Here is a 22,295-nt window from a genome sequence, read left to right on the forward strand (position 1 = left end):
GGCTCATCCTGTTGAACAAGCCGCACCATGCCGCGCGATCGGGCGCCGGCGCAATAATCAGGCGCTGGGGCCGGCTGCGGCGGGGACGCCGACGCTGCGGGCGATTTCGGCGTGGATGAAGTTGTGCGCGAGCGCGTGGTAGACGCCTTCTTTGCAGATGAGGCGGGAGACGCTGAAGCCGATGAGCGAGGCGAGCATCAGGGGGACGACCATGGCGTGGTCGTTCGTCATCTCCGCCACGATGACGAAGGCGGTGATCGGCGCCTGCACCACGCCGGAGAAATAGGCGACCATTCCCAGCACCACCAAGGCCTGCGCCGGGGCGCCGGGCAGGATCGACGCGACGTTGGCGCCCAGCCCGGCGCCGACCGCGAGCGAGGGGGCGAAGATGCCGCCGGGTATGCCGCTGATGGAGGACGCGATGGTGGCAAGGAATTTCAGCGCCCCGAAGGTGCCGGGCACGGCGCCGTCGCCCTGCACCAGGCCGCGCGCCTGGGTGTAGCCGGTGCCAAAGATGGTGCCGCCGGACACCAGGCCGCAGAGTGCGACCAGGAGGCCGCAAAGGGCGGCGAAGACGACGGGGTGCTGCTTGATCGCCGCGCCGATGCGGCCGCGGAAGCCGCCGCCGAACAGGATGAGCACGCGGCTGAAGACACCGCCCAGGACGCCGCCGGCAATCCCCAGCAGCAGCACGCCGAGCCAACCCTGCGCCGAGCCGCCGAGCACGGCGTGGGTGGTGCCGAAATAGGTGTAGTCGCCCTGCAGCGATAGGGAGGTGAGGCCGGCGGCGATGACGCCGCCGATGATGATGCCGCTGGTGCGAACCTCGAAGGCGCGGCTCATTTCCTCGATCCCGAAGACGATGCCGGCGAGTGGCGTGTTGAAGGCGGCTGCGACACCGGCCGCAGCGCCCGCCAGGATGAGGCCGGGTTGGCGCCGGGGGGACAGGCGGCCGATGGCGAACATGATGGAGGCGCCGATCTGCACCGTCGGTCCCTCGCGCCCGATGGAGCCGCCGCAGAGAAGGCCGAGCAGGAGCAGGATGGTCTTGCCGATGGCGATGCGCATCGAGACCAGTCGCTCCCGCGCGGCCAGGCCGTGCAGGGCGCGGGCGGCAATGGCCTGGGGAATGCCGCTGCCGCCGGAGTTGGGGAAGTAGCGCCGGGCGATCCAACTGGAGGCGGCGAAACCCAGGGGGGTGAGGAAGAAGGCCACGATTGGGGCGCGTGCCAGCAGTTCCTGGAACGCAGCGCCGGCATGGTCGGCGGCGATGGCGACGCCGTAGGCCGCGGCACCCACCACGATGCCGCCCAGCACGAACACCGCACGCTGCCGCCAGCGCAGCGCGATGATGCGGAAGCGGCGTGCCCGGCGCGTCTTCAGCAGAGGGGAGGCCATGGGCACCTTCGTGAACGGCAAAGCCAATGGGCGTATCGCAATGACGGTTCGGCGACAATCGCGGCGATGGTTTTGTTACGCAGAGTATCTGCGATAGGCTCCGGGCGGGAGAAACACCGCAGGGAGACACGGCTATGTCGTCGTTTCACGGCCATTTCGTCTGGCACGAGTTGAGGACGTCCGACATGGACGCGGCGCAGGATTTCTATTGCAAAGTGATGGAGTGGACGGCGGAGGCGTTGGTGGGGGGCCCCGTCCCGTATACGCGCATGATGATCGGGCAAACGCCGGTGGCCGGGGTGATGACGCTACCGCCAGAGGCCGCTGCCGCCGGGGCGCCTCCGCGCTGGATCGGGTATGTCGGCGTCGACGATGTAGATGCGATGCTCGTGCGGCTGGAGCAGGCGGGCGGTAAAGTGCTGTACCCGGCGACGGATATTCCGACGATCGGGCGGTTCGCCACGGTGGCGGATCCACAGGGGGCGGCGTTTGCGCTGTTCCAGCCGGCCGTTTCGGAGGCCCCTGCCCCGCTGCCGATGGGCACGCCGGGCACCGTCGGGTGGAACGAGCTGTATGCCGCAGAGTGGCAGGCGGCGTTTGCGTTCTACTCGGCGCTGTTCGGCTGGCAGAAGGGGGATGCGGTCGATATGGGTCCGATGGGCACCTACCAGTTGTTCACGGTCGGTGGGGTCGCGGTTGGCGGGATGATGACGCGGATGGACCCGGCCCAGCCGCCGCGCTGGGGGTATTATGTGAACGTGCCGGATGCCGATGCGGCGGTTGCCCGGATCAACGGGGCGGGTGGGACGGTGGTGCATGGCCCGCAAGTGGTGCCGGGGGGCAGCATGATCGTGCAGGGTGTGGACCCGCAGAGCATCTTCTTCGCGGTCGTGAGCCCGCCGAAGTGAGCGACGGAGGCAACCGCGAATTGGTGCTGGCGCGGCGGATCAACGCCCTGCCGGCGGCCGTCTACCGCGCCTGGACGGAGCCGGCGCTGCTGACGCGATGGTTTGCCCCCCTGCCCTACACCACGCCGCACGCCGAGTTGGACGTGCGACCCGGCGGCAGCAGCCTGGTGGTGATGCGGGGGCCGGACGGCGTGGATATGCCCAATCGCGGCGTGTATCTGGAGGTGGTGCCGAACCAGCGGCTGGTGTTCACCGATGCCTTCAGTTCGGCCTGGGAGCCGTCGGCCAAGCCGTTCATGATCGTCACGCTGACCTTCGAGGCGGAGGCGGACGGCATGACCCGCTATACCGCGCGGGTGATGCATTGGACGGCGGAGGATTGCGCGGCGCATGAGGCGATGGGATTTCATCAGGGTTGGGGGATTTGCGCTGACCAGTTGGAAGCCGTGGCCGCCGCGCTATAAAGCCCGATCGCATTCAGCTTCGGCGGAATGATGCGCATGGGCGGAGAGGCTGCGGGAATGATGTTCGATACGAAGGTGGCAATCCTGGTGCTGGAGGATCTGCCGGTCTGGCAAAAACTGAACGTGACGGCGTTTCTGGCCACCGGCATCGCGGGTGCGGCACCCGAGGCGATGGGCGAGCCTTATGAGGATGCGGAAGGCCGCGCCTACGCCCGGTTGCTGGGCCAACCGATGCTGATCTTCGCGGCCAATGCGGACGGGCTGCTGCGCGCGTATCAAGCCGGGTTGGCGCGGGGGCTGACGCTGGCGGTGTACGTGCGGGCGATGTTCTCGACCGGGCATGACGCGGCGAACCGGGAGGCGTTCAAGGCCGAGCCCACAGATCGGCCGGATTTGGTGGGGTTGGCGCTACGGGGGCCGAAGAAGGATTTGGATAAGGCGACCAAGGGGTCGTCGCTGCATCCGTAGAGAAAAGGCCCTTCCATTGCTGGAAGGGCCTTTTGGATCAGCGGGCTTGGCGGTTGGCGTCGATGCTCCACGGGCCGGGGCCGGCGGCGGCGAGATAGAGGAAAATAAAGCAGAACAGCACTGCGGCATCGCCACCGTTGACGGCGGGGAAGATGCTTTTGGGGAAGTGCACCATGAAGTAGGCGACGGCCATTTCGCCGGACATGATGAACGCGGCCACGCGGGAGAACAGGCCGATCAGCAGCAGGACGCCGCCCAGCAACTCGATAATCGCGGCGAACCACAGCAGGCTGAACGCCTGGGGCTGGAACGGGCCGTTCAGCAAGCCGAATAGTTTTTGCAGGCCGTGCTGCATGAACAGCAGGGCCACGACGATGCGCACGACGCTCAGCAGGCGCGGCGCCCATTCGGCGATGAAGGCGTTGGACAGGGGGGCAGCCGAGGGGGCCGTCGTAGAACTCATCGGTCGGTTTCCTTTAGTGTTGGGCAATGGTGATGTTGATCTGCGTGCCCCAGGGGTCGCGTAGATCGGCCAGGGGTTGGTCGCTGCGCGCGGCAATGGCGTCGGCGATGGTGGCATCCGCGGCCTGCATGGTGAGCGAGGCCAGGCCGGCGCGGGCTGGGTCGCGTTGGGCGGCGCCGGCGCTGCGCCAGACATTGGCGGCGATGTGGTGATGGTAGAAGCCGGTCGAGAGGAAAACAGCCTCGGGCCAGATTTTCGTGACGGCGAGGCCTAGAACGCCGGTGTAGAATTGCGCCGCCTGCTGGGTGTCACCGACGCGCAAGTGGACGTGGCCGATGCGGGTGCCGGAGGGGGCGCCAGTCCAGGGCGCCGTTGCGGCGGCCAGGATGGCGGCGAAATCCAGCGGCTTGTTGGCCATGTCGATCCGGCGCGCCTCGGCGGGGCCGGTCCAGCCCCACTCGGTGGCGGGGCGGTCGCAATAGACCTCGATCCCGTTGCCCTCGGGGTCGCTGAGGTAGATGGCCTCGCTGACCAAATGGTCGGCGGCACCCTCCACCTGCACGCCGGTGCGACGGGCGTGGTCCAGCCAGCGTCCGAGGTCGGATCGGGTGGGGAGAAGGAAGGCGGTGTGGAACAGGCCGGCGCTCGCCGGGTCATCGGGCCGGGCGTTGGGGCGGTGCAGCAGGTCGAGGAAGGCGACACCGTCCACGCCGAGGCCGACATGGGTGGTGTCTTGGCCAATCACCGAAAGGCCCAACACGTCGCGGTAGAAACGGGTGGTCGCGGCGAGGTCGCGCACGAACAGGGCCACTGCGGCGGCGTGCAGTGTGACGTGGGTCGATACAGGATCTGCCACCAGTCGGTCGTGTGATGTCGTCGCCATGATGTGGCTCCTTCTGGTGGGAAGATGGTGGAAAGGCCTGGTTTCGGGAATGGCGGGTTGATACGGATCTTCGATACTTCCACTATCGAAGGATGGATCGTTTTCTTGAACTCGCCGCCTTCGTTCGCACGGTGGACCATGGGAGCCAGGCTGCGGCGGCGCCGGAATTGGGCGTTACGCCGGCAATGGTCGGCCGCTATATTCGCGGGTTGGAGGATCGGCTGGGCACTCGGCTGCTGAACCGCACCACGGCCAACCAAAGCCTGACCGAGGCCGGGTCGGCGTTTCATGCGCAGGCTAGTCTCATCCTGGACCAGCTGGAGGACGCGGAGATGGCGGCCTCCGACAGGCAGACGGAGCCGCACGGGGCGCTGCGGGTGAATGCGCCGATGGTGTTCGGCGTGCGGTATCTGGCGACGGCGGCGGCGGCGTTCGGTGCGCTGTATCCGCGCATCCGGGTCGATCTGTCGTTGAACGATCGCGTCGTGGATCTGGTGGAGGAGGGTTACGACGTTGCCGTGCGCATCGGCGAGTTGGCGGAATCGAGCCTGATCGCCCGACGGCTGGCGCCGTGCCACATTTTGCTGTGCGCCTCCCCCGGGTATCTGGCGCGGGCGGGGACGCCGCAGCGGCCGGAGGATCTGCTGGACCATAATTGCCTGATGTACAGCTACGCCCGCAGCGGAAGCACCTGGCGCATGCGTCGTGGTGCGGAGACGGTGGAGGTGAAGCCACAGGGCAATCTGGTGGCGAACAACGGCGACGCGCTGCTGGCTGCGTCGCTGGCGGATGCGGGGATCGTGCGACACCCGAGTTTCATCGCGGCGGATGCGTTGCGGGATGGGCGGTTGGTGCGCGTGCTGCCGGATTGGTCGGCGGATCGTTTGGCGGTGTTCGCGATGTATCCTTCGATCCGCAATTTGTCGCCGAAGGTGCGGGGGTTCGTGGATTTTCTGGCGGGGCGGTTTGGGGATCGGCCGCCTTGGGATGCGGGGTTGGGGCTTTGAGGGCGTGTCTCCGATTGGTGTTGGAACGTCTTGGTTTGGTGGTTAGCGGTCCGACCGGTTCTGGGTGACACGTCCGGCAAAGCTGCCCTTCCTATTTCGACGTGGTCTGGCCGGAGGCAGACTGGCAGGTATGGAGTGGAAAACAAGATAAGCTGCCATTGTTAATCAGTGACTGACCGGCAGAGGTCGACCAGATGCGGTCGTAGTCGATGGAAGTCGCCGATCGTGGGAGCGAACATTCTCAACAGGGCTTGTGACACACGCAAACCCTCGGAAACCATGATCGGCACCGCAGCGTCATAACTGACCGGTTGTGGCGCCGCGAACTCCTGCACCTATATTGGGGGCGAACGACGAACTGGAACGTGTTGATGGCAGAGCGCAAGGCGATACCAGCAGAGACAAAACTGCGACTCTTTTCTGGAGCATGTGGTCATTGCCAAAAGCCGGATTGTCTTGCGCCGCTGTTTCCAGTCGAGTTGGGTGGTGACAAGCATATCGCTGAAATGGCCCATGTCATTCCACATGGCGAGGCCGGGCCACGCCATGAAGATCGACCCGCCGGCAACTTCGATCCTGATGCATTCGAGAACCTGATCCTGCTATGCCCAACGTGCCACACGAAGATCGACAAAGAGCCTGCTAGCTTTCCGCGCAACACCCTTCTGGATTGGAAGGAGAGCCACCTTGCCAATCTAGCCGCCAAGCAAGGTATCAGAGCGTATGACGAACGCACCGAAGTGAGAACTGCGGTTGCCGGGATTATGGCCGAGAACAAGGCCATCTGGGACAAGTTCGCCCCGGAGCATGGCTCGGACTTTGAATACAATCCAGAGTCCGGGGCTGCGAAGGCGTGGAGTCAACGGATGCGGAGCGTCATCCTGCCCAACCACTATCGCGCTCAAGCGATTATCAAAGCCAACCTGGGGCTCGCCACAGAAGGCGAACGTCGTACCTTCGCGGGGTATCAGGAGCATGTCCGCGGTCTGTCGGAACGTCATGTCTGCGGTGTCTCCGGGCGTGCGATCCGTTTCCCCGAGGCGATAAAAGGTCTATTCTTGTGAGTTGGCAGGTGAAACGCGCGCTCGCTTACATCGCCGAGCAGCCACGACTAAGCGCGCAGCATGTGGCGGGCGAACTGATCCGAATTGAGGTTGAGGATCAGCCTGACGTCTTTGCCGTGATATCGGCTGTGAACAAGGTCGATGCGGCAACAGCGACGAGTTACCGGCAGGAGCACCCGGAAATGGATTTCCTATGCGGTTATCGAAAGACCTGCGTCTGGCCTGGTGACACGATCGAATATCTTCAACGCGCCAACATCGGCTGGGGTAGTGCCGGAACCTTGACCTCGGCGGCGTTTGACGGTGAGGCGAACACCGCCTCCCACAAAACCTACTTTTTTCCTGACCGACTGCTTCGACAATATGGGCGAGTGAAGGAACTGAGCCGGGAATACGACCGCATTTACCGGGTCACGCTCAAGACCGGGACTGTGCTCAAGATCGGCATGATCGCCGACTACGAGCCCAACGCCGACGCCGTGCGCAGCCTTTGGGATGAGTTTGGGCCTGTCGATATTGTTTGGAATATCAATCCAAACGGAAGTCCGTCGCTGGAAGCGATCGAGGCCGGGATTGAACTTGGGTGCGAGGTGGTTATTTGGGAAGAGCTGAAGGAGCGTCTGAGGACGGCTTGATGACCGCCGGCGAGATCGCTGCCCATCTGCTTGGTAGCTGTAGATCGCTGAAACAGTTTGACGCCTACATGTTCGGTTCGACGTTGCGCGGGATCGGCGAGGACGTAGACATTCTGGTCGTCGGGTCCAGCGGTGACGCACTCTCGCAGCTTAAGCAAGAGCTTCAGGCTGCAGGCGAGTTTCTGCCACTCCATATTCTCTACATGCTGCCCTCGGAAGAGCGGCGTACAAACTTTGTCACAAGGGAAAAATGCGTGCAGCTTGGACTGGTGATGGTTGCCGCCGAGATCTGATCAGCCGCGTTCGCCGCACCGCGTGGGGTTCGCACATGCCTTCGTCTCTGCACCAATGAATGACCGCTCTGGAGCGGCGGGGACGGACTCCTGAACGGCCGTAATGGGGCGCTTAGCTGTCGGCAGATCGTCGTCCGAATGTCTACTTCCGGGGTGTGCTGATTGGGCTGTGACCCACTGGGATTGGTCGGAAGCCGCCGTTCCGACTTCGGTCAGCGACAGACTCTAGGCCGCCTGCCCGTCCACGGCGGCGCTGGTGGCGAGAAGGGTGGCAATGGCGTCGAGGGGGAGGCCGGCTTGTTCCAGGACGGCGCGGGTGCTCCAGCCGGTGTGTTCGGCCGGGTGACCCGGCGGGGCGCGTTTGCCATCCAATAGAAGACTGGGGTGGATGGTGGTGATGGGGCCCTCCTGCGGGTGGTGCTCGGGGGTGAGGAGTTCGACGGCCTGAAGGTGCTCGTCGCCGGGGAGGGTTTGCAGGGTGTGACAGAGCATGACGGGGACGTCGGCGGCGCCGAGCACTTCTAGCCAATGGGTGGTGGTTTGGGTCTTCATTGCCTCGGTGCGCAGGGCGAACCAGTCGCGGGCGTGGCGGAAGCGGGTGCCGACGGTGCGGAAGCGGGGGTCTTCGATGAGGTCGGCGCGGCCGATGGCGCGGAGGAAGCCGTGCGCCTGGGCGTCGGTGTTGGAGGTGACGCACATCCATCCATCGGCGGTTTCGAGCGGGCGGTTGTCCGGGTCCAGGACGCGGGTGTCGCCGGCGGGGCCGAGGGGTGGGTGGAAGCTTTGCGGGCCGAGATGTTCCTGGAGGACGAAGGCGGCCATGGTTTCGAACATCGGGATTTCCAGCGTGGTGCCCTGCCCCGTGCGGCTGCGGCGGAATAGGGCGGCGCTAATTTGCCCGGCGGTAATCTCGCCGACGACGTGGTCCGCCAGGAGCAAGGGGGCGTAGCGCGGCACGCCGTCGCGCTGCAGGGCGAGGCCGGCTACGCCAGAGACGCCCTGGATGACGCTGTCGTAGGCGGGGCGGCCACGATAGGCGCCGCCGGGGCCGAAGCCGGTGATGCTGCAATGGATGAGGCCCGGCTGGCGGGCACGACAGGTTTCCGCGTCCAGGCCGAGACGGGCCAAGGCCTCGGGCCGGATGTTGGACACCAGCACGTCGCATGTGGCCAGGATGGCGAGGAGTGCCTCCCCTGCCCCGGGTTTTTTCAGATCCAGGCAGACGGAGCGTTTGGCGCGGTTGAAGTGCAGGTATTTGCCGGACATGCGGCCGGAGGGTGACGGCCCCCCCAGGGTGCGCAGCAGGTCGCCGCCGGGGGTTTCGATCTTGATGACCTCCGCCCCCAGATCGGCGAGCCGCAAGGTTGCCGCCGGGCCAACGACGACGCTGGTCAGATCCAGCACGCGAATGCCGGCGAGCGCCCGGGTGTCTTCTTGGGTCTCCTTTGTCACGCGGCACTTGCCTCCAGTGCTATTCTGCCGTGGTCGTCCTCGGCCCACATGGTCCAGCCCGCTGCGGCGGGTGCGACGCAGAGCCGGGCTGGGCGGCCGCAGATCAAGGGGCGGCGGTTTCGGACGTCCAGGCTGGTGAGGTCGCGGCCGGCGGAGTGTTTCAGCAGTTCCAGCAGCAGCAGTGCGGTGAGGCCGCCATTGACGATGAGGCCGGGATAGCCCTCCGGCCCGGTGGCGTAGGCGGCGTCGTAATGGATGCGGTGGGCGTTGAAGGTGATGGCGGAGTAGCGGAACAGCATCACCGGGTCGGGGGTGACGCTGCGCTCATGCGTTGGGGTTGGGCGTTCCGGCTCGTCAGCCGCCGCACGCGGTTCGCTGGCAGTGCCGGCGGGTTCGCGGAAGATGACGTCCTGGTCCTCCACCACGGCAGCCTCGCCGTTCGCGAAGATGGCGTGGCGCACGGTTGCCACTGCCAGGCGACCGGAGCGGCCGTGTTTTTCCTCGAACGCCGTCACTTCGCTGACCCGGCGCAGGGTTGCGCCGATGTGCAATGGCGCGGTGAAAAGGGTGCGCCGGCCGCCCAACATACGTCGCGGATAGGATGAAGGTGGCGCGACCATGCCGCCCTCCACGGGGTGGCCGTCGACGCCCAGCGCGGATTGCAGCGCGTCCGGCGTGAACAGGATCATGTGCCAGCCGAGCGGCAGGGTGTCACCGTTGCGGAAGGCGGCCGGGTCGCGGTCGAGCAAGGCGGCGATCCGGCGGACAAGCGGGAGAGCGCAGACATCCTCCGCTTCCTCCCGCCGGCCGAGCCAGTCGGCGGGGTCAATCACGGTATGTGGGATCGGTCCGGTCCAGGCGGCGCAGGAGGGCGGGCCATTCCAGCACGCCGAACGGGCGGCGCACTTCCGGGCGGTATAGATGGTTGGTTTTGGCGATCACGTCGGGGGATGGCAGGACGACCTCGTCACCGGTGGCCATAGCCAAAAGCTGCGCTTTGCAGGCCAGTTCGGCGCGGTAGATGTTGCTGAAGGCCTGCGGGACGGTGGGGCCGACGACCAGCAGGCCGTGATTGCGCAGCACCATCAGGTCGGCATCGCCCAGGTCGGCGACCAGGCGCTCCTGCTCGGCCAGGTCTACGGCGACGCCCTCGTAATCGTGATAGGCAACGCGGGTGAAGCGCATGGCGGTCTGCGTCATCGGCAGGAAGCCGGATTTGATGGAGGCGATGGCCATGCCGGCGGCGGTGTGGGTGTGGATGACGCAATCCACCTCGTGCCGGGCGCGGTGCACGGCAGCGTGGATGACGAAGCCGGCGCGGTTTATGCCGTAATCGAAATCCGGCTTGTCGACGATGTTGCCGTCGAAATCGATCTTTATCAGGTTCGACGCGGTGATTTCTTCGTAGAGCAGGCCATAGGCGTTGATGAGGAAATGCTCCGGCTCACCGGGGACGCGGACCGAGATGTGGTTCGCGATCATGTCCGTCATGTTCCACTGCGCGACCAGGCGGTAGCAGGCGGCGAGGTTGACCCGGGCCTCCCACTCCTCCGGCGAGACGCGTTCGCGCATCGAGGGTATGTCGGTGTTGTAACGCTTGCCGCGCAGTTCTGCCATTGCTGAGGACATTGCTCGTCTCCCTTACTCCGTGAACCCTGCGACCATTCGGCGACGACGACAAGCCGGAGGCAGATTACGTCTTCTGCACGTTCCAGAACTTGGGAATGCCTTCCAGGACGCCCGTGAGCGTGGCGCGATAGGACGTGGGCTGCAGGATCTGGCCGAGCGGGATATGCGGCGCGCCATCCAGGACCGCCATCTGCATTTCGCCGCATAGCGCCTGCTGCGTGGGCAGATCCGGCGCGTCGAACCAGGCGGCGCGGGCGGTTTCCAGTTTCGGGATGGTGGGCCAGCCGTACCAGGCATCGGCGCCATTGCCGCGGGTGAGGAACGAGACGGCGGGGTTGAGCACGTCTGCCCCGCCGACCATGGAGGGAAAGCAGCTCCAACCGCCCTTGTCGACGCCTTCGCGGTTGGCCCGGCGTTGGAACATGGTGCCGGCGTCCATCGCCTGCAGGTCGACGTTGAGGCCGATGCGCTTGAACAGATCGGCGCCGACCTGGGACATGACGTTGTTCACCGGGTGGTCGGTCGGCTGCATGACCACGACGCGTTCGCCCTTGTAGCCAGCGGCTTGGACGGCGCGCTTGGCGGCTTCCAGGTCTGGCTTGTCGTGGAAGCGGTCCATGCCGGCCTTGGTGGCCATTGGGGTGCCGGGGGTGAACAGGCCGACCTTGTCGCGCCATTCGGTTGGGTCGCTGCTGAATGCCTCCATGAACTCGCGTTGGCTGGAGGCGACCAAGGCGGCCTCGCGAATGGCGGGGTTGTCGAAGGGGGGCTGCAGGCAGTTGAAGCGGAGGATGGGGACGACGCCGGTTTTGTCCTTCACGTCCGTGACGAGGGTTTTGTCGCGGCGCAGCATCGGGAGGAGGTCGGGGGATGGGACTTCCCACCAATCGACCTCGCCGTTTTGCAGAGCGGCCGAGGCGGTGGCGGCCTCCGGCATGGTGATCCATTCGACGCGGTCCAGGTTCACGATCTTCGGGCCGCCGGTGAGGCCGGGGGTACCGCCGCCGGGCCGGGGGGCGTAGCCGGCGAAGCGTTCGAACACGGCGCGGGAGCCGCTGACGCGTTCGTTGGCGATGAAGCGGAACGGGCCGCTGCCGATAACTTCGGTAATGGGTTTGCTGGGGGATGCGGCGGCAATGCGCTCCGGCATGATGCAGGCCATGCTGGGGGCGATCTTGCCCAGCACGTCCGGCAGCAGGCGGTAGGGTTGCTTCATGCGGATCTTGACGACGCGGTCGGAGGGGGCGGTCATGTCCGCGACGACGCCGAGGAGGGCGCGGCCCGCTGGGTCCGCGGCGCCCCAGCGTTTGATGCTGGCGACTACGTCGCGGGCTAGCACGGGAGTATTGTCGTGGAAGCGCAGGCCCTCGCGCAAAGTGAGCGTCCAGAGTTTGAAGTCGTCGTCGGTTTGGTGGCCGTCGACCATTTCCGGTTGGGCTCGGAAATTGGCGTCCTGCGAATAGAGCGTGTCGAACACCATGTAGCCGAAGGTGCGGGTTTGCGAGGCGGTGTTGATCATCGGGTCGAGGATGGCCAGGTCCACATACGGGACGAAGCGCAGCACCTTGGCGTTTTGTGCGCGGCCGATGCGGGGTATTGCTAGCGCAGCCGCGCCTAGTGCCGCCGATTGTAACAGACTGCGTCGCTTCATCGTCTTCCCCCGTCTAGCCACCGGCGCTTGCGGCCGTGTTGGGAGCGAGCCTAGCGCGGGCGGGGCGGCCTCGCTAGCCAGAACCGGCGGGCGGCGACGACGGCCCAGATCGCCTCCACCAGGCCGAACGGCCAGGCGCCCTGTAGGAATCCGTAGGACGAGCCCAAGACGCACGACCCGGCGAAGGCCAGCACGAACAAGTTGCTGCGGGCCTCCAGCGCGTAGGTGACCAGCATGGTGGTGACGGCGAAGAGGCCATACGCCGTCAGTGCATCCACGTTAGGCTAGACCTATTCGGCTGCCGGGCTGTTGCCGCCGCCTAGGGCGGTGCCGGATAGTTGCTCGCTGAGTTGGGCGACGGCGGTGTGGTCCTGGCCGGGGCCGAGCAGGGTTGCGGCGCTGGCCCATAGTTCCTTGCAAAGGGCGGCGAAGGGTGTGGGGGTTGCGGTGTCGCGCCCGACCTCCAGCGCAATGCCGAGGTCCTTCACCATGAGGTCGAGGCCGAAACCGGAATCGAAGCGGCGGGAGAGCACGAATTGCTTGAACTTCTTTTGGCTGCTGTTGGTCATGCCGGTGGAGGCGTTGAGCACATCGACCATCATCGCCGGGTCGAGGCCGAAGCGTTGACCGATGAGCAATGCCTCGATCCCGATGAGGAAGCCACCGGCGGAGACGAGGTTGTTCAGCGCCTTCATGGCCTGCGCATTGCCGATGCCGCCGCAGCGATGGACGGAATTGCCCATGGCTTTCAACACCGGGTCGGCACGGTCGATCAATGCGGAATCGCCGCCAGCGAGAATGGCGAGTTCGCCGGTACGGGCGCGGGGAACGCCGCCGGAGACGGGGCAGTCGATCATCGCGGCCCCTGCCGCCTCCAGTTCGGTGGCGAGGGTGCGGGTGATGCCGGGGACGCCGGATGACATTTCGATGACGAGGGCGCCGGGAGATAGGTTTGGTTTGATGGCGGCCACGACGGCGGCGACGTGTTTGCTGGTGGGGAGGATGGTGACGATGGCGTCCGCGTTCTTGGCGGCCGCGGCGGCGTCGGCGCAGGCGGTGCCGCCGATTTCGTCCTGGAACTTGGCGGCGCGGTCGGGCACGGCGTCGCAGACAGCGACGTCGAACCCGGCCTTCACCAGATTGGCCGCCATCGGCCAGCCCATATTGCCGATGCCGACGAAGGCGATGCGCTTGATGGGGGCGCTCATTCGGCGGGCTTCGTTTTGGGGAGCGCGCCTTCGGCTACGAGGACTTCATGCACGGCCTTGAAGGCGTTGAGGCCGGCGGGGATGCCGCAATAGACGGTGGCGTGGAGAAGGATCTCCTTGATCTCATCCACGGTGACGCCATTGGCGAGGGCGCCTTTGGCGTGGAGTTTCAACTCGCCGGGTTTGTCGAGGGCGGTGAGCATGGCGAGGTTGAGCATGGAGCGGGTTTTGCGGTCGAGGCCGTCGCGCGTCCAGGCATAGCCCCAGCACCATTCGGTGGTGATGCGCTGGAAGGCCATCATGAAATCGTCGGCCTTGGCGAGGCCGCCGTCGACGTATTCGGCGCCCAGGACATCGCGGCGAACCTGCAGCCCTTTCTCGAACATCTCGGATTCAGCCATGGGTCGCTCCTGCTCGATGGTTATTGCCAGACAATACGCCGGGGGTTTTCTGCTGCAAGCCCTTGGTGGTGATCCTCACAGCTTTGCAATGCGGGGCGATCTGTCAGACAATGATGCGTCATTGGAGGCAGCTGGCCATGAAGAGTGTCGTCGTCACCGGTGGAAGTGGCAAGGCGGGGCGCGCCGTCATTCGCGACCTGCTGGCGCATGGCTACAGCGTGATGAACGTGGACATGGCGCCGCCGGCCCAGCCGCTGTGCCATTTCCTGAAGGTCGATCTGAACGATATGGGGCAGACCGTGGACGCGCTGCGCAAGGCGGCTGGGACGGTGGATCGGCGGCGGTCGCCGTTGGGGCAGCCGGCGTTCGTGGTGCATCTGGCGGGCATTCCGGCACCGGGCTTGGCGCCGGATGCGGTCACGTTTCAGAACAATTTGATGACGACGTACAACGTGTTCAGCGCGGCGACGCTGCTGGGGCTGGAGCGCGTGGTGTGGGCGTCTAGCGAGACGGTGTATGGGCTGCCGTTGACGCGGTCCCCGCCTGAGTTCGCGCCGGTGACGGAGGCGCATCCTACGGTGCCGGAAACTGGGTATGCGCTGGCGAAGGTGTTGTGCGAGCGGATGGCGGAGGAGATGCATCGGTGGAACCCGGGCACTCGGTTCGTGGGGCTGCGGATTTCCAACATCTTCGATGAGGCCGATCGCGATGCCATCCCCAGCTATTGGGCGGACCCGGCGTTGCGGCAGTGGAATTTGTGGAGTTGGGTGGATGCGCGGGATGTGGCGCAGGCTTGCCGGCTGGGGCTGGAGGCGGATGTGCCGGGTGCGGGTGTGTTCACCATCGCGGCCGCCGACACGCTGATGCGGGAGCCCAGCCGCGAATTGATGGGGCGGGTGCATCCGGACGTGCCGCTGGCGGCGGATTTGGCAGGGCATGAGACGTTGCTGAGTATTGCGGAGGCGCGGCGGGTGCTGGGCTACGAGCCGCAGTATAGTTGGCGGGTGCAGGTTTGACGCGAGCGGCCAGTTCGTAGGGTTACGGTTCCAATGCTAGAATGGTCCGCGTTACGCCCACCAAGTCTTCGACTTGCGAGCGGGTCGTCGTGAGGTCCAGTCGGCCGTGAGCGGCAGCGTTGCGGATTTGAATCAGGCCGCGGAGCGTGTCGGCTTCGTCGGGCGTGACATAACCCTGTGACGCGAGAACCTCGATGAGACGGGAGGGGCTTTGAGGTTGCGCGAAACCATCAGGAACCAGCCGACGGGCAGCGGCCTCGAAGGTCGCCCATGCCAGGAGGAGGGCGGCCGTCGTGCCCATCGCCTCAAGCGAACCCTCGATCCGCTGGAGGTGTTCTTCGATCGTTTCTCGGGACGATGCGGGTATGGCGTCTTCGTTCCTGAGGGGAGGAGCGTAGAAAACTTGCAATTCCCATTCGGGATGGGCTTGCAAAGCTTCGCGCAAACGTTTGAGTTTCGAACCATCGTTTTGCGTTCGAGCGGTAATCTCAATGGCCATTTTGCGATCGCCCTTATATGCGATGGCGTCGGGGCGATAGCCCTGCAAAAACGCTGGCAACATGGAGGCGGAGGGATGCAGAAACACTGAGAAGCCCTCGGCCTCCAGTTGCGGCACTACGGCTTGAAACACAGCATCTTCACGTTGAGACGAATACGACGACATCACACAAGCCCTTCTGTCGGGTCGTTGCCGAGGCGAATATACAGTGACGGCCTTTTCCCGGCAAAGGCTTGGCCAAGCAACGCAGACGGATCCTTGAACCGCACAATACGTCCCGGCTCGAATTTCTGCACCCAAATCCGCTCGATTTGCCGATCGTCGAGGTAAATATGTTTGTTGAGCGCATCCAGTATGGGTTTGACGATATTGTCGATGTCGCCGGTCATCTCCCCGCTGGGAAAATAGAACAGAGTTACCGCCAAGGCAGACGCCGTTGCGAAGTGACCGTCGGGCAGCGCGTTATAGCTTGCCTGCCTGACGCGCTCCTTCCAGAGATTTTTTGACTCCTGCCGCTTCACCTGCAGAGAAACCGGCGTCCCCGGCACGATGAACTCCAGCGGGAATGCGATTTCGACGCTCATGGCGCTAAGGAACGATCTGTTATTCCCTAGCCTGGCACGGATATCGGATGGTGACGATCTGGAATCGGGGGGCGCCGCCTACCCCGAGACGGGCAGGTCCCGGGCCAGCCGGTGGGCCAGGATCTCCAATACGTCGCGGTCGCGGTAGATGGTGACGTGGAGGCCGGGGATTTCGAAACAATCGTCGGGCTGAGTGGGCTCGATGCAGCTTTGCCAGGCGACGATGCCGTCGTTGCGGCTGAAGATGAAGGTGCCGGGGACGGGCAAAGGCTGGGCGACGCGGTGCGCCATGCCGAGTAGGTCCGGGGTGCGCCATAGGCGGAGAAACGGGCGCAGGGGGATGAAGGCGCTGTCCATCGGGCGCCGGAAGGGACTGCAGACGGTGACGACCTGACGCAGTTTGTCGGGGTGACGATGGGCCAGCAGGCGGGCGAAGACACCGCCTAGGCTGAAGCCAATGACATCGAGCTTGCCGTGTTGGGCGTGAAGTTCGAGCAGCCGGCGCTCGATACCGGCGAGCAGGCGTGGGGTGGGGCCGATGTTGCGGCCCAGGCCCCAGCCGAAGGCGCGATAGCCGAGTTGGTCGAGGGCGTATCGCGCGACGGCGGCGTGCTCGTCGCCGCGGCCGATGACGGGGAGGATGAGGACGGGGCGGCCGTCGCCGCGGGGCAACGCCGGGTCGACGACGAGGCTGGGGCGGCGGCGGACGAAGGCGATCGCTTCGGCCGTGGTACGCCGGATGGTGGGGCGGACTGGGGCGTAGACGGTCATCGCGGGTTACCAGGGGACCATTTTGCGTTGGCGAAGGCGGTTGGGGAATTGGTCATCGTGGGAGCGAGCGTGCCCTCGCCGGGCCAGTTTGTCCAAAGCGTGCCGGGTTAGGCGGGTGTCGCGGTGGGCGGCCGGGTGACATGATCGCGTCACAAACAAGGGAGGCGTCGGGTGCGGGTTCAGACAATCGGGGTTGCGGCGGCGCTGTTCGTCTTATTGGCGCCGGCCGTGGCGTTGGCGGCGTGCACCAATGCGACGGCGAACGCCAAGGCGCAGGAATTCAGCGTAGTCATGCAACAGAAGATGAGCAGCAAGCCGGACGAGATGGGGGATCTGGCGAGCGAGTTCGGGGATGTGATGGCGGATGCCGGGTCGGGCGGGGTGACGGAGCAAACCTGCGTTCGGCTGGACGCGCTGCTGAAAAAGGCGAAGGCGCTGTAGCCCGGACGCCGCCACGCATTGCTTGAAACTGCGGGTGGGCGTGTGGTCCTTGGCGGGATCATGCAGATCTCCCCTTCCCGCTCCGACGATACCGCGATTGGCCCGGCGCCGCTCCGCGAGGCTTTGGCGGAACTGGTGCAGATCGGCATGAGCGTGGCCCGGATGCTCGGCCGCGCGGCGGAAGCGGAGACGGCGCTGACGGAGGCGGCGGCGATCGTCAACCCGGACGTGTCGCCGGTGGCGATTTCGCTCGCCGAGGCGATCGAGGCCGATCGCGCCGCCAGCGCCGCCGGGGAAGCCCGGCGAGATGCCACCGCCCGGGCCGAACGCCTGGCCGCCGGGTTTGCGCAGGTGTCCCGCGCGATCCGGCGGACGGTGATGCTGGCGGAACGGCTCGAGCGCGGTTGGGCTCGGCCCTATGCGGATGATCAGCGCGCGATGGCGCGTCGGCAGGCCGACCGGGCGGTGCGCGATGCGCCGGCGGAGCGGCTGGATTCACTGGATCGGCTGGAGGATGTCTATGGCCGCCCGGTCGAGGCGATCGTTCGCGCGGTTTGCCGCGACCTCGGCGTGGATCCGGTGCGGATGCGGTGGGGGCGCGAGCCGGAGAGTTACGGGGCGCCGCCCCACTCCCCGCCAGGGGACAGTCTTCCCCTGGACCCCTCTGGATAGAAAACGGTTTGAGGGGACGAGTGTCGCCTCAGCTTTTTGCTGCCTCCTCCCGCTGCCGCAGAATGCGGAGGGCGATGGTGGAGGCGCGTCGTACGTGAATACGACAGGCGTCCCAGGCGCCTTCGGGGTCGCGCTGCTCGATGGCTTCGACCACGCGGCGCAGTTCGGCGACGGTGTGTTTGAGGCGGCCGGGTTCGGACATCGACATGGCGCGGAGTTGGGTGTTGCGGTTGAGCACCTGGTCCAGCATGCGGGCGACAAGGGGGTTGTGGCAGCCGCGCAGCAGGGCGTCGTAGAATTCCTGTTTGAGGCCCAGCAGCACGCCCTGGCCGGCGTTCTCGTCGACCTTCGCGATCCGCTCGTAAATGTCACGCAGGCTCGCGCGTTCAGCGTCGGTGGCGCGGATGGCGCAGCCTTCGCCGGCCAATGCCTCCAGCACACCGCGGACCTCGTAGATCTGCGTCGCCTCGGCTGCGGTGAGGAAGGCGACGAAGGTGCCGCGGTTGGGGAGGACGTTCACCAGCCCCTCGGCCTCCAGCAGCCGCACTGCCTCGCGGATGACGCTGCGGCTGGCGCCGAATTCCTCGCACAGCACGCGGTCGGGGAGATGCTGGCCGGGGGCGAAGCGGCCGCCGACCACCGCGGCGCGCACTGCCTCCTCCACCTGGCGCCGGGTGGATTGGATCACCGCACTGGCCTCGCCGTCTGCCGCCATCACCCACCCTGGTCCCGCCATGCGCCCAACCTACGGCCATCGCCACCCGGCCGAAAAGGGATCGTCGCGATAGACAAGCGACGGGGGCACCCGCCAGTCTGTTGCAACAGCGCGCATGAGTTGCCTCGTTTGATCGTCCCGACCCTCACCCGCACGAGCCAACGGCGCAGCGCCATCCCGCGGAAGGGCTTGTTGGCGTCGCCGGCGCGCAACCTGATCCTGGGCGGGATCTACATGGCGGTGGTGATGAGCATCGCCACGACCAGCTACGTGGCCGCCGGGTGGAGCGTGTGGGACGCGCTGTACATGGTGATCATCACGGTCTACACCGTGGGGTTCGACGAGGTGCGGCCGATCGACACCGTGCTCTTGCGGACGATCACCATCTCCAACATCATTTTGGGCTGCACGGGCGTCATCTTCCTGACGGGTGCGCTGGTCCAATTCATTACGCTGAACCAAATCAACCAGGTGTTGGGGCTGAAGCGCATGAACAGCCAGATCGACAAGCTTACGGGCCACGTGATCGTCTGCGGGTTCGGCCGCATCGGCGTGCAGTTGGCGCAGGAATTGGAGGCAGGGCGGGCGGCGTTCGTCGTGCTGGAGCGGGAGGAGGCGCGGGCGGCGGAGGTGCGGGCGCTCGGTTACCTTTGCCTGCAGGGGGATGCGACGGAGGAGGCGACGTTGCTGGCTGCGGGGGTTTTGCGGGCGAATACGCTGGCCACCGTGCTGCCGAACGATGCGGCCAACGTGTTCATCACGCTGAGCGCGCGCAGCCTGAACCCGGCGCTGGAGATCATCGCCCGCGGCGATGCGCCCAGCACGGAGCGCAAGCTGGTGCAGGCGGGGGCGAACAGCGTGGTGCTGCCGACGCATATCGGGGCCGAGCGGATTGCCGAGATGATCCTGTACCGGGAGACCGCGCGGTTCATCCGCGGGTCCGAGCATATGGTGGATTTCGAGCGGGTGCTGCGTGGGCTGGGGTTGAACATGGACATGGTGACCGCTGCCGCCGGCAGCCCGGCCGCCGGGCAGACGATCGAATGGCTGGAGCAGGAGGCGCGCGGCGCGTTCTTCGTGGTGCAGATCAACCGCTCGGGCGGGGAGGCGATCACCCATCCGGATCCAGCCAGCCGGATCGAGAGTGGGGATGGATTGGTGTTGATCGGCCGGTTCCTCGGCGCGCGTACCTTGTTCGAGGCCGGGGCGCGGCCGGGGTTCCGGCTATCAGTGCGTTAGTCGGTCGGTTGGGGGCCGTCGTAGCCCTCGATCACCAGGATATCGGCGGCCGACACGGGGGTGCGGAGGGCGATCGCCTTGGCGTATTCGGGGGAGTGGTAGCAGGCCAGGGCAGTGTCGTAGTCGGGGAACTCCACCACGACGCGGCGGGATCGGCCGCTTCCCTCCACCTGCTCGGCCCGGCCGCTGCGGATCAGGAAGCGGGCGCCGTATTTACGGAAGGCGATGGCGTTTTCCTGCATGTAGGCCTTGTAGGCCTCGGGGTCGGCGACATCGACCAGGGCGATCCAGTATCCTTTGGGCATAGTCCGTTTTCTCCCGTGTTTGACCCGGTGGGTTTGCAACCCGCGCCATCCGTCGCCAGCATGGCGCCCCCAGGCAAGGAGCGCATGGTTTGACCGACGACGCCACGGACTACCACGAGATCGCCAGCGGCGGCATCACCGCCCGGATCAAGGCGGATGGCGCGGAATTGAGCTTGCTGCGCGATGCCACCGGGTTGGATTACCTTTGGCCCGCCACGGCGCCGTGGCCCCGGCATGCGCCGGTGCTGTTCCCGATCGTGGGGCGGCTGCGGGACGACACGCTGACGCATCGCGGGCGCGACTACCGGATGACGCAGCACGGCTTTGCCCGCGACCGGCGGTTCACGTGGGTAGAGCGGACCCCGGATGGCTGCGCGCTGGCGCTGAGCGACGATGCGGAGACGCGGGCAATCTACCCGTTCGGATTTCGGTTCGAGGTGCGATACGCCGTCGAGGGTTCGACCTTGGCGATCACCTACACCGCGACCAACACGGGCGATGAGGTGCTTCCGGCGTCGATGGGGGCGCATCCCGCGTTTCGCTGGCCGCTGACGCCGGGTGTGGCGAAGGAGGACTACGCGCTGCATTTCGATGCGGCGGAGGCCGGGCCGATGTGGGGTGTGGAAGGCGGCCTGCTGACGGAGGCGAACCGCCCCTGCCCGATCGCCGGGCAAGATTTACGGCTGCGGGTGGACTTGTTTGCCGCCGATGCGCTGATTTTGCCGAAGCCGGCCAGCCGGTCCGTTCGCTACGCCGCTGCCACGGGGCCGGCGCTGACGGTGGCGTGGGAGGGGTTCCAGCAACTGGGCATCTGGTCCCGCGCGGATGCCGATTTCCTGTGCATCGAGCCGTGGAAGGGGATGGCGAGCCCGGCGGATTTCGATGGGGAGTTCGTGGACAAGCCCTGGCTGATGCTGATCCCGCCGGGGGAGAGCCGCAGCGCCATCCATCGCATGACGGTGCAGCCGGGGTAGGTTCAGCCTGCATCGGACGGTGCGAACTGCGGCGCGGATGGAAATCTGCTTCGCTTGAAACTCCGGCGGGTGCAGCTGCAAATTCTCGTATGTTCAGTTCAAAACTGCTGGCCGGCAATTGTGACACCAGGCTGGCGCGGCTTCGGCCTCCGCATTCGTCACGATGGGCCGTTTCGTTGCTGCGAACAGCATGGCTACGCGAGGCATTTGCCGAAATACAGGAACCCGGGCAGCGGATTGTCCCAGTAGGGTTTGATCGGCTCGAACCCGAGCGTCCGGTACATCGTAATCGCCGCCTGCATCGACGGGTTGGTGTCCAGCACCAGCTGGGTATAGCCGGCAGCCGTGGCGAAGCTGACGGCGGCGGTTGCCAAGGCCCGGCCGGCGCCACTGCCGCGGCCGGCGGGGCGGACATAAAGGCGCTTCACCTCCGCGACGCCGGGCTGGCCCAATGGGCGAATGGCGACGCAGCCGACGGCAGCGCCATTGGCGGCCTCGCCGTCCGGCGCATGGGCCAGCAGTAATTCACCCTTTGGCGGCGCGTATTTGCCGGGGAGCAGCGCCAGTTCTGCCTCGAACCCCTGAAACCCCAGGTCGAAGCCCAGCCCGGCGGCGTATTCGCGGAACAGGATGCGGATGGTCTCGATGTCCTCCGCGGTGCGGGCGGGCGTGGGTTGGGGTGTCACGGGGCGGTCTTTCCGGGGGGGGGATCGTTTGACTTTGATGGGTAGGAGGGCGGCTGCAAAGCCCTACTCTGGACGGGGACGCGGCCGGATGGTGTGGTCGGCGCCATGGACGATATCATCGGGCCGATAATCATCACCCTGTTGATCGCGGGCGCCGGCTGGTTGCTGGGCGTGATCGGCTTCTTCCGCGCCAACCGGGCGATGCGGGAATTGCGCGCGTTGCGCGCCAGCCTGGCGCCGGTCGTGGTGCCCGGGCCCGAGCCAGCGGCCGAAACCCCGGCCCCTTGGCTGAGCCAGCCGCCGGGGACGCCTGCCGAGATCGCGCTGCCCACGCCATCACCCGAACCACCGGCTCCTGCGGCTCCAACCGCTTCGGCTGCTCCACCGCGCAAAGCCGTGGATTGGGAGGAGATGCTGACGGCCAAATGGGGCGTTTGGCTGGGGGCGGCGGCGCTGCTGCTGTCGGGTG

At 66.0% G+C, this 22,295-nt stretch carries 28 protein-coding genes and 1 pseudogene; 13 read left to right on the plus strand and 16 right to left on the minus strand.

Going from position 1 to position 22,295, the window contains the following annotated elements:
* Positions 1-57: 57 nt before the first annotated feature.
* Complete coding sequence (locus GSQ76_RS10205) at positions 58-1,398, minus strand: chloride channel protein (protein WP_158743793.1); 1,341 nt, start codon at positions 1,396-1,398, stop codon at positions 58-60.
* A 134-nt stretch (positions 1,399-1,532) separates the two neighbouring features.
* On the opposite strand from GSQ76_RS10205, the gene GSQ76_RS10210 reads away from it, so the two are divergent.
* From GSQ76_RS10210 to GSQ76_RS10220, 3 genes are read left to right on the plus strand one after another with little or no spacing between them, the layout of a single operon-like run.
* Complete coding sequence (locus GSQ76_RS10210; RefSeq protein ID WP_158743794.1) at positions 1,533-2,306, plus strand: VOC family protein; 774 nt, start codon at positions 1,533-1,535, stop codon at positions 2,304-2,306.
* On the plus strand, positions 2,303-2,770 hold the full coding sequence (locus GSQ76_RS10215; RefSeq protein WP_158743795.1) for an SRPBCC family protein: 468 nt from the start codon (positions 2,303-2,305) through the stop codon (positions 2,768-2,770). Before GSQ76_RS10210 ends, GSQ76_RS10215 begins: the two co-directional genes overlap by 4 nt.
* A 57-nt stretch (positions 2,771-2,827) precedes the next feature.
* The gene (locus GSQ76_RS10220; protein WP_158743796.1) at positions 2,828-3,238 is read left to right on the plus strand and encodes a DUF2000 domain-containing protein; all 411 of its coding nucleotides are present in this window, start codon (positions 2,828-2,830) and stop codon (positions 3,236-3,238) included.
* Positions 3,239-3,275: 37 nt separating this feature from the next.
* Here the strand turns inward: GSQ76_RS10220 and GSQ76_RS10225 are convergent, their stop codons facing one another.
* Positions 3,276-3,701 carry a DoxX family protein gene (locus GSQ76_RS10225; protein WP_158743797.1) on the minus strand — a complete coding sequence of 142 codons (426 nt, stop codon included), beginning with the start codon at positions 3,699-3,701 and terminating at the stop codon, positions 3,276-3,278.
* A gap of 13 nt (positions 3,702-3,714) precedes the next feature.
* Positions 3,715-4,584, minus strand: a complete 870-nt coding sequence (locus GSQ76_RS10230; RefSeq protein ID WP_158743798.1) for a VOC family protein — start codon at positions 4,582-4,584, stop codon at positions 3,715-3,717.
* A gap of 92 nt (positions 4,585-4,676) precedes the next feature.
* On the opposite strand from GSQ76_RS10230, the gene GSQ76_RS10235 reads away from it, so the two are divergent.
* The 4 genes from GSQ76_RS10235 to GSQ76_RS10250 all read left to right on the plus strand — a co-directional run bounded on the left by GSQ76_RS10235 (position 4,677) and on the right by GSQ76_RS10250 (position 7,583).
* Entirely contained in the window at positions 4,677-5,591 is a 915-nt protein-coding gene (locus tag GSQ76_RS10235) for a LysR family transcriptional regulator (protein WP_158743799.1), read from the plus strand.
* Between the two features lie 371 nt (positions 5,592-5,962).
* Positions 5,963-6,655, plus strand: a complete 693-nt coding sequence (locus GSQ76_RS10240; RefSeq protein ID WP_158743800.1) for an HNH endonuclease — start codon at positions 5,963-5,965, stop codon at positions 6,653-6,655.
* An 8-nt stretch (positions 6,656-6,663) separates the two neighbouring features.
* Entirely contained in the window at positions 6,664-7,290 is a 627-nt protein-coding gene (locus GSQ76_RS31060; RefSeq protein ID WP_216850982.1) for a hypothetical protein, read from the plus strand.
* Complete coding sequence (locus GSQ76_RS10250) at positions 7,290-7,583, plus strand: nucleotidyltransferase domain-containing protein (protein ID WP_158743801.1); 294 nt, start codon at positions 7,290-7,292, stop codon at positions 7,581-7,583. The genes GSQ76_RS31060 and GSQ76_RS10250 overlap by 1 nt, the downstream gene beginning before the upstream one ends.
* A gap of 225 nt (positions 7,584-7,808) precedes the next feature.
* Here GSQ76_RS10250 and GSQ76_RS10255 read toward each other — a convergent pair whose 3' ends face one another.
* The 7 genes from GSQ76_RS10255 to GSQ76_RS10285 form a co-directional block, all read right to left on the minus strand.
* A complete protein-coding gene (locus GSQ76_RS10255) occupies positions 7,809-9,035 on the minus strand; it encodes a CaiB/BaiF CoA-transferase family protein (RefSeq protein ID WP_158743802.1) in 1,227 nt (408 codons plus the stop codon).
* Positions 9,032-9,868, minus strand: coding sequence for an acyl-CoA dehydrogenase (locus GSQ76_RS10260; protein ID WP_158743803.1), 837 nt, complete (start codon positions 9,866-9,868; stop codon positions 9,032-9,034). The genes GSQ76_RS10255 and GSQ76_RS10260 overlap by 4 nt, the downstream gene beginning before the upstream one ends.
* A complete protein-coding gene (locus GSQ76_RS10265; RefSeq protein WP_158743804.1) occupies positions 9,861-10,664 on the minus strand; it encodes a class II aldolase/adducin family protein in 804 nt (267 codons plus the stop codon). The genes GSQ76_RS10260 and GSQ76_RS10265 overlap by 8 nt, the downstream gene beginning before the upstream one ends.
* A gap of 64 nt (positions 10,665-10,728) precedes the next feature.
* Positions 10,729-12,315, minus strand: coding sequence for an ABC transporter substrate-binding protein (locus tag GSQ76_RS10270; RefSeq protein WP_158743805.1), 1,587 nt, complete (start codon positions 12,313-12,315; stop codon positions 10,729-10,731).
* 50 nt (positions 12,316-12,365) lie between these two features.
* A complete protein-coding gene (locus GSQ76_RS10275) occupies positions 12,366-12,593 on the minus strand; it encodes a hypothetical protein (RefSeq protein ID WP_158743806.1) in 228 nt (75 codons plus the stop codon).
* Between the two features lie 12 nt (positions 12,594-12,605).
* Entirely contained in the window at positions 12,606-13,523 is a 918-nt protein-coding gene (locus tag GSQ76_RS10280; protein WP_158743807.1) for an NAD(P)-dependent oxidoreductase, read from the minus strand.
* Positions 13,520-13,924, minus strand: a complete 405-nt coding sequence (locus tag GSQ76_RS10285) for a carboxymuconolactone decarboxylase family protein (protein ID WP_158743808.1) — start codon at positions 13,922-13,924, stop codon at positions 13,520-13,522. Before GSQ76_RS10285 ends, GSQ76_RS10280 begins: the two co-directional genes overlap by 4 nt.
* Before the next feature lie 137 nt (positions 13,925-14,061).
* Between GSQ76_RS10285 and GSQ76_RS10290 the strand changes: the two genes are divergently transcribed.
* On the plus strand, positions 14,062-14,940 hold the full coding sequence (locus GSQ76_RS10290) for an NAD(P)-dependent oxidoreductase (RefSeq protein ID WP_158743809.1): 879 nt from the start codon (positions 14,062-14,064) through the stop codon (positions 14,938-14,940).
* 22 nt (positions 14,941-14,962) lie between these two features.
* Here the strand turns inward: GSQ76_RS10290 and GSQ76_RS10295 are convergent, their stop codons facing one another.
* The 3 genes from GSQ76_RS10295 to GSQ76_RS10305 all read right to left on the minus strand — a co-directional run bounded on the left by GSQ76_RS10295 (position 14,963) and on the right by GSQ76_RS10305 (position 16,794).
* Positions 14,963-15,604 (minus strand): hypothetical protein, encoded by a 642-nt coding sequence (locus GSQ76_RS10295; RefSeq protein WP_254070348.1) that lies wholly within the window; start codon positions 15,602-15,604, stop codon positions 14,963-14,965.
* Positions 15,604-16,023, minus strand: coding sequence for a RusA family crossover junction endodeoxyribonuclease (locus tag GSQ76_RS10300; protein ID WP_158743811.1), 420 nt, complete (start codon positions 16,021-16,023; stop codon positions 15,604-15,606). The genes GSQ76_RS10295 and GSQ76_RS10300 overlap by 1 nt, the downstream gene beginning before the upstream one ends.
* A 78-nt stretch (positions 16,024-16,101) precedes the next feature.
* Positions 16,102-16,794: a triacylglycerol lipase gene (locus GSQ76_RS10305; protein WP_158743812.1), complete on the minus strand. Its 693-nt coding sequence runs from the start codon at positions 16,792-16,794 to the stop codon at positions 16,102-16,104.
* Positions 16,795-16,965: 171 nt separating this feature from the next.
* Here GSQ76_RS10305 and GSQ76_RS10310 point away from each other — a divergent pair, with 171 nt between their 5' ends.
* Together GSQ76_RS10310 and GSQ76_RS10315 are read left to right on the plus strand one after the other, a co-directional pair.
* A complete protein-coding gene (locus tag GSQ76_RS10310; RefSeq protein WP_158743813.1) occupies positions 16,966-17,235 on the plus strand; it encodes a hypothetical protein in 270 nt (89 codons plus the stop codon).
* A gap of 60 nt (positions 17,236-17,295) precedes the next feature.
* Complete coding sequence (locus tag GSQ76_RS10315; RefSeq protein ID WP_158743814.1) at positions 17,296-17,907, plus strand: hypothetical protein; 612 nt, start codon at positions 17,296-17,298, stop codon at positions 17,905-17,907.
* Positions 17,908-17,935: 28 nt separating this feature from the next.
* Here the strand turns inward: GSQ76_RS10315 and GSQ76_RS10320 are convergent, their stop codons facing one another.
* Complete coding sequence (locus GSQ76_RS10320; RefSeq protein ID WP_254070342.1) at positions 17,936-18,643, minus strand: GntR family transcriptional regulator; 708 nt, start codon at positions 18,641-18,643, stop codon at positions 17,936-17,938.
* Between the two features lie 108 nt (positions 18,644-18,751).
* On the opposite strand from GSQ76_RS10320, the gene GSQ76_RS10325 reads away from it, so the two are divergent.
* Positions 18,752-19,861: a TrkA family potassium uptake protein gene (locus tag GSQ76_RS10325; protein ID WP_254070343.1), complete on the plus strand. Its 1,110-nt coding sequence runs from the start codon at positions 18,752-18,754 to the stop codon at positions 19,859-19,861.
* On the opposite strand, the gene GSQ76_RS10330 is transcribed toward GSQ76_RS10325, so the two are convergent.
* Positions 19,858-20,166, minus strand: coding sequence for a DUF1330 domain-containing protein (locus tag GSQ76_RS10330; RefSeq protein ID WP_158743815.1), 309 nt, complete (start codon positions 20,164-20,166; stop codon positions 19,858-19,860). The genes GSQ76_RS10325 and GSQ76_RS10330 overlap by 4 nt on opposite strands.
* Positions 20,167-20,255: 89 nt before the next feature.
* Between GSQ76_RS10330 and GSQ76_RS10335 the strand changes: the two genes are divergently transcribed.
* Positions 20,256-21,140 carry an aldose 1-epimerase family protein gene (locus tag GSQ76_RS10335; RefSeq protein ID WP_158743816.1) on the plus strand — a complete coding sequence of 295 codons (885 nt, stop codon included), beginning with the start codon at positions 20,256-20,258 and terminating at the stop codon, positions 21,138-21,140.
* Positions 21,141-21,334: 194 nt separating this feature from the next.
* Here the strand turns inward: GSQ76_RS10335 and GSQ76_RS10340 are convergent, their stop codons facing one another.
* The gene (locus tag GSQ76_RS10340; RefSeq protein ID WP_158743817.1) at positions 21,335-21,826 is read right to left on the minus strand and encodes a GNAT family N-acetyltransferase; all 492 of its coding nucleotides are present in this window, start codon (positions 21,824-21,826) and stop codon (positions 21,335-21,337) included.
* A 105-nt stretch (positions 21,827-21,931) separates the two neighbouring features.
* Here GSQ76_RS10340 and GSQ76_RS10345 point away from each other — a divergent pair.
* A pseudogene (locus tag GSQ76_RS10345) lies at positions 21,932-22,295 on the plus strand (hypothetical protein); the annotation flags it as partial.

This window comes from Acidisphaera sp. L21 (assembly GCF_009765685.1).
In the GTDB taxonomy this organism is placed as follows: Bacteria; Pseudomonadota; Alphaproteobacteria; order Acetobacterales; family Acetobacteraceae; genus LMUY01.